This window comes from Stenotrophomonas sp. HMWF023 (genome assembly GCF_003060985.1).
GTDB lineage: Bacteria > Pseudomonadota > Gammaproteobacteria > Xanthomonadales > Xanthomonadaceae > Stenotrophomonas > Stenotrophomonas lactitubi.
Genome location: NZ_QAIJ01000218.1, coordinates 1 through 6,531, shown reverse-complemented (window position 1 = coordinate 6,531; position 6,531 = coordinate 1). Strand labels below are relative to the sequence as shown.

Sequence of the window (6,531 nt, the reverse complement as noted above, 5' to 3'; positions counted from 1 at the left end):
GCCGAGGCCACTGCGCGAGCAACAGCAACAGCAACAGCAGAAGCTGGCATTCCGTGGGATGGCGGGGGGGGTCCGGTTGCGGGGGACGCCGTAAATACGTCCCTGTAGGCTTGGCCGCGGCATTCATGCCGCGGACACCCCCGCAACCGGACCCACCCCGCCTTCGACAGATATCCGCAACCTGTCTGGATGGCATTGCTGCTGTTGGCGGGTATCGGCCTTGTGGTGGGTGTCGACCTTGGTCGACACGTAGATCCACGCCATGCGTGGATGATCTTCGATCAATTGTCGAGATATTCGATCTCGATGGAGATTCATCCACGCATGGCGTGAATCCATCAGCCACCGGGAATCTGTCGAAGGCGGGGCGGTGTCGGATTGCGGGGCATCCGCGCCATGGATGGCGCGGCTGAGCCTACAAGGACGTACTTGCGGCGTCCCCGCAATCCGACACCGCCCCGCCATCCCACGGGATGCCGCTGTTGCTGTTGCTGTTGCTTGCGCAGTGGCCTCTGCGGTGCAGGGGCGCAGCCCTGCCGATACCCTTACACTGGCCGCCTTCTCCTGCGTCCCCGCCCGATGAACCTTCCCCTGCATTTCGGCCTGTTTGGTACGCTCGAAGCGGGCCTCATCGCTCTGATGGTCGGCCTGCTGGTGTATTTCCTGTGGCACCACCTGTGCCGGCTGCTGCACTGGACCGTGGGCCATGCGATCGGCTGGTCGTGCGTCATCGCGGTGATCATCTCTGCCGGCATCGACGCCTGGAAACTGTTCTACATGGGCATCGTGCGGCTGGAGTCGCCGCTGTATGCGCGCCTGTTCCTGTCCACCATCCACGATCCGAACGAACTGGGCAGCCGCGTGGTGCTGGAAATCGCCGGTGCGCTCTCCGGTGTTGCATTGGGATGGGTGTTGTTCAGTTCGCGGTCATCGGAAAAAACCGTCGACTGACGCAGGTTTTTCGTTTGCTGCCGGTTAAATCCGGTAGCGCTGAATGCTCGTCTTACTCCCTGCTCACTTCGTACTAACCACCGCGCTAAAGCATGCGTCTGCGTGAGTGGTTAACCATGCGTGTTCGCGTCGATCGCGGCGCAAAATCGATTCAGAAATGCGGTGGCAGGGTAGGTGCCGTGCGGAGACAACGACCGCGCACTACCACCCTTCAGGAGACACCCCAGATGACTATTCGCAACCGCAAGCCCCTGATCGCCCTGATCGTCGCCGCCGGCAGCGTGTTGGCCATCCCGGCGATGGCGCAGACGGCCAAGCAGCAGGCCGCGCATGCACAGAACGAAGCAGCGCAGGCCCAGCAGTCAGCGGCACAGGCAGGCCAGGCCGCCGACCAGGCGACCGATGCGGCCGCGGCAGCATCGGCGCAGGCCAATGGCGGTGGCCAGACCTGGGCCAGCATCGATACCGATGGCAACGGCACCATCAGCAAGAGCGAAGCTCAGGTGAATGCGGGCCTTGCCCAGGTGTTCGACCAGGCTGATGCCAACAAGGACGGCCAGCTGAGCGCCGACGAGTACAAGGCCTATGTGGCCGCCCAGCAGGCCGGTGCCGGCGCGGGTGGCACGACCGCAGGGCAGGGCCGCTGATCCACGGTTGAATTCGGGACAACCGGTGCATGGGCAACCCGGGTGGCTTCGGCCACCCGGGTTTTTTTCGTCATCTCCGCGCCTGTATCCTAGGGCGATGAACACCTCCACGCCTGCGCCTTCGCGCGCCATCGGCCTGGTCGGTTTTGACGGTGACGACACGCTGTGGAAGAGCGAGGACTACTACCGCAAGGCCGAGCAGGATTACCTGGACCTGCTGTCGCGCTACATCGACGTCCACGACACCCAGACCGCCCGCCACCTGCTGGAAGTGCAGCAGCGCCACCTCGGCGTGTTCGGCTACGGGGTGAAGAGCATGACGCTGTCGATGATCGAAGCGGCCATCGAGATCACCTCGCAGCGCATCGAGGCCAAGGACATCCAGCGCATCCTCGACATCGGCCACGACACCCTGCGCCATCCGGTTGAACTGATCGACGGCGTACGCGAGTCGGTGGCGGCCATCGCCGCGCAGTACCCGGTGGTGCTGATCACCAAGGGCGACCTGTTCCACCAGGAAGCCAAGATCAAGGTGGCGGCGCTGTCCGACCTGTTCCCGCGCATCGAGATCGTGTCCGAGAAGGATCCGGAAACCTATGCCCGCGTGCTGGCCGAATTCGACCTGCCGATGCAGCAGTTCGTGATGGTCGGCAATTCGCTGCGCTCGGATATCGAACCGGTGATCACCCTCGGCGGCTGGGGCATCCATACCCCGTACGCGGTGACCTGGGCGCACGAGACCCAGCACGGCGTGGCCGACGACGAACCGCGCATGGTCAACGCCGATAGCGCCTGGGACTGGCCGGCCGCGCTGGCGACGATCGAGGCCAAGGCCGCTGCCGCGGCCTGACACGGCGCGCCCGCTGCGGCAGAATCGGATCATGAAACTGCCACTGCGAGCGCTGCTGTTGTCCCTGCTGCTGGCGCCGGCCATCGTGCTGGCCCAGCAGACCGCCGAACGTTCGGCGACCTACGAGGTGGATACCGGCGACGCCTGGGTCGACACCCAGCTGGCCGACATCAACCACTACGCCGAGCGTTACCCCGATGCCTTCCTCGACGAGGTATCGCGCTATGCCGGTGTACCGCGCGGCTACATCGCCGCGCTGGCCACCACCCACCAGTGGCAGGCCGGTGACATCTACTTCGCCTGCTTCTGGGCCAAGGCCAGTGGCCAGACCTGCCGCGACAGCGTTCGCGCCTTCAGCCAGGACCCCGAGGGCGGCTGGGAGGCGGTGGTGAAGCGGATGCCCGCCAAGCCGCAGAACCTGCACTACCGGGCCGTGCGCCACGCCATCGTGGCCAGTTACCAGCACTGGGACCGGCCGATCACCCTGGATGCCACGCTGAAGCGCCAGCTGAAACGGTAGTGCCGGGCCACGCCCGGCGAGCGCGCAGCGCGGCCCTGGGGTTCGCCGGGCATGGCCCGGCGCTACCGATGTTCTTCATGCTGCTCTGCGTATCGCCGCGGCCGCGCACTCCGGCGACAATACGGGTTCTCGCCGTTCCCCGTTCCCGTAATCGAGTGACTGATGAGCGCCTCTTTCGTTTCGCCTGATGTGATCCGCCGCCTGTTCGCCCAGGCCATGTCCCGCATGTACCGCACCGAAGTGCCGCTGTACGGCACGCTGGTGGAACTGGTGGAGCGGATCAACACCGAGGTCCTGGCGCAGGACCCGGCGCTGGCCGCGCAGCTGCTGCGCAACGACGAGCGCGCCCGCCTGGATGAAGAACGCCATGGCGCGATCCGCGTCGGCACCCCGCAGGAACTGGCGACCCTGCGCCGCCTGTTCGCGGTGATGGGCATGTACCCGGTGGGCTACTACGATCTGTCGGTGGCCGGCGTGCCGGTGCATTCCACGGCCTTCCGCCCGCTGACCGCCGCTGCGCTGGCATTGAACCCGTTCCGCGTGTTCACCTCGCTGCTGCGCCTGGAGCTGATCGAAGACGAGGTGCTGCGTGCGCAGTCGGCCGAGATCCTCGCTCGCCGCCGCATCTTCACCGACGACGCGCTGGCGCTGATCGACCAGGCCGAACGCGATGGTGGCCTGACAGAGGCCGATGCCGAGCGCTTTGTCGAACAGTCGCTGGAGACCTTCCGTTGGCATGGCGACGCCACCGTTGATCTGCCGACCTACCACGCCCTGCACAAGGCGCACCGGCTGGTGGCCGATGTGGTCAGCTTCCGTGGCCCGCACATCAATCACCTGACCCCGCGCACGCTGGACATCGACGCTGCACAGGCGGCAATGATCGAGCACGGCATGGCTGCCAAGGCGGTGATCGAGGGCCCGCCGCGCCGCGCCTGCCCGATCCTGCTGCGGCAGACCAGCTTCAAGGCCCTGGAAGAGGCCGTGCACTTCCCGGACAACGAGGGCGGCGACGCCGGCACCCATACCGCGCGCTTCGGCGAGATCGAACAGCGCGGCCTGGCACTGACCGCGAAGGGCCGCGCGCTGTACGACCAGCTGCTGACGCAGGCGCGCGATGCCGGCGGCGCGGGCAGCACCGGTGGTGACTACGGCCAGCGCCTGCGGGCGGTGTTTGCCAGCTTCCCGGATGACCATGACACCCTGCGCCAGGAAGGCCTGGGCTACTACCGCTACCAGCTGACCGACGCGGGCCGCGCGGCGCCGGAACGCGTGGCCGATCTGCCGGCCGAAGTGCTGGTGGCTGCCGGCCTGGCCACGGCCGATCCGATCGTCTACGAGGACTTCCTGCCGGTCAGTGCCGCAGGCATCTTCCAGTCGAACCTCGGCGGTGGCGAACAGCGCGCATACGCCGCACATGCCAATCGCGAAGCCTTCGAACAGGCGCTGGGCGCGGCGGTGAATGATGAGTTCGAGATCTACGAGCGCATCCAGGCCGAATCGCTGGCGAGCCTGCGCGCCTGATACGACAAACCCGCCGGGCATGGCCCGGCGCTACCAAGGTGCGATGCGGGTAGCGCCGGGCCATGCCCGGCGAACCGATGTCCGTACCTGGGGTCAGATCCCTTTTCGGCCGAAAAGGGCTCTGACCCCGAACGCAATCAGCCTTTCATCGTGCCCGTATCCAGCCATCGCTGGTGCCACGACAATGCCTCCGGCAGCAGGTGCGGGGTGTGCTTGCCGTAACTCTCGCGGCTGGCGCGGTCGAAGTAATCCTGCAGCTGCGCGCGGAAGTCCGGATGCGCGCAGTTGTCGATCAGCACCTGCGCGCGCTTGCGCGGGGTCAGGCCGCGCAGATCGGCCAGGCCCTGTTCGGTCACGATCACCGACACGTCGTGCTCGGTGTGGTCGACGTGGCTGGCCATCGGCACGATCGCCGAAATGGTGCCGTTCTTCGCCGTCGACGGGCTCAGGAACGCCGACAGGAAACCATTGCGCGCGAAGTCGCCCGAACCGCCGATGCCGTTCATGATCCGCGTGCCCATCACGTGCGTCGAATTGACGTTGCCGTAGAGGTCCACCTCGATCATGCCGTTCATGCCGATGCAGCCCAGGCGGCGCACCAGTTCCGGATGGTTGGAGATTTCCTGCGTGCGCATGATGATGCGCTCACGGTAGAAATCGATGTTCTCCTTGAACGTCTCGTTGGCCTGCGGGCTCAGTGCGAAGCCGGTGCACGAGGCATAGCTCAGCACGCCGTCGCGCAGCAGGTCGAGCATGCCGTCCTGGATCACTTCGGTGAACGCGGCCAGGTCGCGGAAACCGCTCTTGGCCAGGCCGGCCAGCACCGCGTTGGGGATGTTGCCCACGCCCGACTGCAGCGGCAGCAGGTTGGCCGGCAGGCGGCCGCGCTTCACTTCGTGCTTGAGGAACTCGATCAGGTGCGAAGCGATCTGCTCGCTGGTCGCATCGATCGGGCTGAACGGGCTGTTGCGGTCCGGGCCGTTGGTGCGCACCACCGCCACGATCTTGTCCGGGTCGCAGCGCAGCGCGGTCTCGCCGATGCGGTCGTTGGCATTGACCAGCGGAATCGGCTTGCGGTGCGGCGGCAGCGCGGTGCCATAGTAGATGTCATGCATGCCGTCGACGCCGGCCGGCTGCCACTCGTTGACCTCGATGATCACTTTCTTGGCCAGGTCCAGCCAGGTCTTGTTGTTACCCAGCGAGGTGGACGGCACCAGCGAACCATCTTCGCGGATGGCCGAGACCTCGACCACGGCGGTATCGATCTCGCCGTAGAAGCCGAACCAGACGTGCTGGGCAACGTGGCTGAGGTGGATGTCGATGTAATCCAGCTTGCCCTCGTTGATGCGGTTGCGCGCATCCGGGTCGCTCTGGAACGGCATGCGCATGGCGATGCCATCGGCCTTGGCCAGCGCGCCATCGAGTTCCGGCGCAGTGGACGCACCGGTCATCAGGCTGATCTGGAAGGGCAGGCCCTGGGCATGCACCGATTCGATGCGGCGGGCCAGTTCCACGGGAACGGCCTTGGGGTAACCGGAGCCGGTAAAGCCGCTCATGGCCACGGTTTCACCGGGCTGGATCAGCGCGGCTGCGGCCTCGGCGGAGACCACGCGGTCACGAAGACGCGCGTTGGCGATGCGATCAACAGTCATGACGACAGCGTTTCTGGGGGGAATCCCGATTATCGGCCATCCCCTGCCGTACGGGGCGTTCTACCTTCGTGGAATGGTGTTTCCGGCAACGCCTCTCCCATACCCGCCGGTTTTGTTTTGCAGTGCAGCGTGCAAAGTACTTTCGTACACCGCACGATGGCCCTGCATCCCGACGTGGGGGAGGGAGCAGAGCCCGCTGGCAGTTCGCTGCAAGCGGGCTTTTTTATTGCCTGTCGCCCAGTATGAATACGTGGTCTGCACTATTGGTAGTGCCGGCCGCTGGCTGGCAACCCCAGCAACCTTCGGCAGGATCGCAGCAACGGGTAACAGCCCTTCGCCGTTGGCAAAGGGATCCGACCCCGCGAGAATCAGGGTATGACCCTCGCC

General features: G+C 65.7%; 8 protein-coding genes. 6 read left to right on the top strand and 2 right to left on the bottom strand.

Annotated features, from left to right (window positions below):
• Positions 1 to 189 precede the first annotated feature (189 nt).
• The 6 genes from DBR20_RS22130 (at position 190) to DBR20_RS11765 (ending at position 4,492) form a co-directional block, all read left to right on the top strand.
• The gene (locus DBR20_RS22130) at positions 190 to 333 is read left to right on the top strand and encodes a hypothetical protein (RefSeq protein WP_181393071.1); all 144 of its coding nucleotides are present in this window, start codon (positions 190 to 192) and stop codon (positions 331 to 333) included.
• Positions 334 to 579: 246 nt separating this feature from the next.
• Complete coding sequence (locus DBR20_RS11785; RefSeq protein WP_108266296.1) at positions 580 to 951, top strand: hypothetical protein; 372 nt, start codon at positions 580 to 582, stop codon at positions 949 to 951.
• 227 nt (positions 952 to 1,178) lie between these two features.
• Positions 1,179 to 1,598, top strand: coding sequence for an EF-hand domain-containing protein (locus tag DBR20_RS11780; RefSeq protein WP_108266295.1), 420 nt, complete (start codon positions 1,179 to 1,181; stop codon positions 1,596 to 1,598).
• 97 nt (positions 1,599 to 1,695) lie between these two features.
• Positions 1,696 to 2,448, top strand: a complete 753-nt coding sequence (locus DBR20_RS11775; protein WP_108266294.1) for an HAD family hydrolase — start codon at positions 1,696 to 1,698, stop codon at positions 2,446 to 2,448.
• A gap of 31 nt (positions 2,449 to 2,479) precedes the next feature.
• Complete coding sequence (locus tag DBR20_RS11770) at positions 2,480 to 2,968, top strand: hypothetical protein (RefSeq protein WP_108266293.1); 489 nt, start codon at positions 2,480 to 2,482, stop codon at positions 2,966 to 2,968.
• 162 nt (positions 2,969 to 3,130) lie between these two features.
• A complete protein-coding gene (locus tag DBR20_RS11765) occupies positions 3,131 to 4,492 on the top strand; it encodes a VOC family protein (RefSeq protein WP_108266292.1) in 1,362 nt (453 codons plus the stop codon).
• Between the two features lie 137 nt (positions 4,493 to 4,629).
• On the opposite strand, the gene DBR20_RS11760 is transcribed toward DBR20_RS11765, so the two are convergent.
• Both DBR20_RS11760 and DBR20_RS22350 read right to left on the bottom strand, forming a co-directional pair.
• Entirely contained in the window at positions 4,630 to 6,144 is a 1,515-nt protein-coding gene (locus DBR20_RS11760; protein ID WP_100460007.1) for an acetyl-CoA hydrolase/transferase family protein, read from the bottom strand.
• Between the two features lie 60 nt (positions 6,145 to 6,204).
• A partial coding sequence (locus tag DBR20_RS22350) for a hypothetical protein (protein ID WP_219927807.1) occupies positions 6,205 to 6,531 on the bottom strand: 327 nt, incomplete at its 5' end.

Excerpts from the sequence above, each read along its gene's own strand:
- DBR20_RS22130 (WP_181393071.1), top strand. The coding sequence starts at position 190 with ATGGCATTGCTGCTGTTGGCGGGTATCGGCCTTGTGGTGGGTGTCGAC.
- DBR20_RS11785 (WP_108266296.1), top strand. The coding sequence starts at position 580 with ATGAACCTTCCCCTGCATTTCGGCCTGTTTGGTACGCTCGAAGCGGGC.
- DBR20_RS11780 (WP_108266295.1), top strand. The coding sequence starts at position 1,179 with ATGACTATTCGCAACCGCAAGCCCCTGATCGCCCTGATCGTCGCCGCC.
- DBR20_RS11775 (WP_108266294.1), top strand. The coding sequence starts at position 1,696 with ATGAACACCTCCACGCCTGCGCCTTCGCGCGCCATCGGCCTGGTCGGT.
- DBR20_RS11770 (WP_108266293.1), top strand. The coding sequence starts at position 2,480 with ATGAAACTGCCACTGCGAGCGCTGCTGTTGTCCCTGCTGCTGGCGCCG.
- DBR20_RS11765 (WP_108266292.1), top strand. The coding sequence starts at position 3,131 with ATGAGCGCCTCTTTCGTTTCGCCTGATGTGATCCGCCGCCTGTTCGCC.
- DBR20_RS11760 (WP_100460007.1), bottom strand. The coding sequence starts at position 6,144 with ATGACTGTTGATCGCATCGCCAACGCGCGTCTTCGTGACCGCGTGGTC.